1 pseudogene is annotated in these 881 nt (G+C 43.0%); it reads left to right on the plus strand.

Annotated features, from left to right (window positions below):
* Nucleotides 1-881: pseudogene (locus J7R05_RS07300) on the plus strand (hypothetical protein); the annotation flags it as partial.

Below are 881 nucleotides of genomic sequence, written 5' to 3' on the forward strand. Positions count from 1 at the left end.
CGTTGGCGCCCCAATCTGAATTTGTTTCTCCTATTGATATGCCTTCACAAAATGAAGCACAACAGCAACAAAAAGATGCAATGAATTATATTGCTGAGCTCAACAAAGGAGGATTAACTTCAGAGCAATTGCAGACGAATGCACCTTTGAATGAAAATGCGCCTTTGAGTGAGGAGAGGGCTTTACAGACAAATGATAAGTCAGAGCAAGAACAAGAATCTTTAAATGCACCTGAGAACTTTATTAATTCACAAGGTCAGCCAAAGCAACTTGCCAATGGTGCAGAAGACTTTTTCCAAAGATTAGCGGGGGGTAATGGCGATACACAGGCGCATGATAAGTACAGTGCGAGCAGTTTATGGGATCGTTTTAAGAACTCGGAGTTTTCAGAGCGTTTAATGGACTCTTTTGCTGGTCTTGCTTCAGGGCAAACACCTCAAGAGAGCTTTTCGAATGCAGCACTTCAGTTGCGCCAGGGCAATAGTGAGCGGGCTCAACGTCAGCAAGTTTTAAAAGTTTTACAATCCAAAGGATATAGTGCTGAAGAGGCGCAAGCAATTGCACAAAACCCTGAGCTTTCTATGAAAATCATGAGCGATACGTTAAGCCCTGCTGGCCTTAAGGAGGGCTATAGAATACTCACGAAAGAAGAAAAGGAAGCATACGGCTTGCCCGGTGATATGGCTTACCAAATCTCAACACAGACGGGCAAGATTGAAGCTCTCAAAGGCACTGAAAGGACAGATGATCCTAACAATATGCGTTCAAGGCCTGAGCTTGGACATATGTTTGTCAAAGATGAAAATGGCAACCTACGTTCTGTACTTATTCCAGGAAGCGATGCAGAGCGTAAAAGAATAGATGAAGAGAACAAGAAAAAA

The organism is Bartonella capreoli (genome assembly GCF_902813205.1).
In the GTDB taxonomy this organism is placed as follows: Bacteria; Pseudomonadota; Alphaproteobacteria; order Rhizobiales; family Rhizobiaceae; genus Bartonella; species Bartonella schoenbuchensis.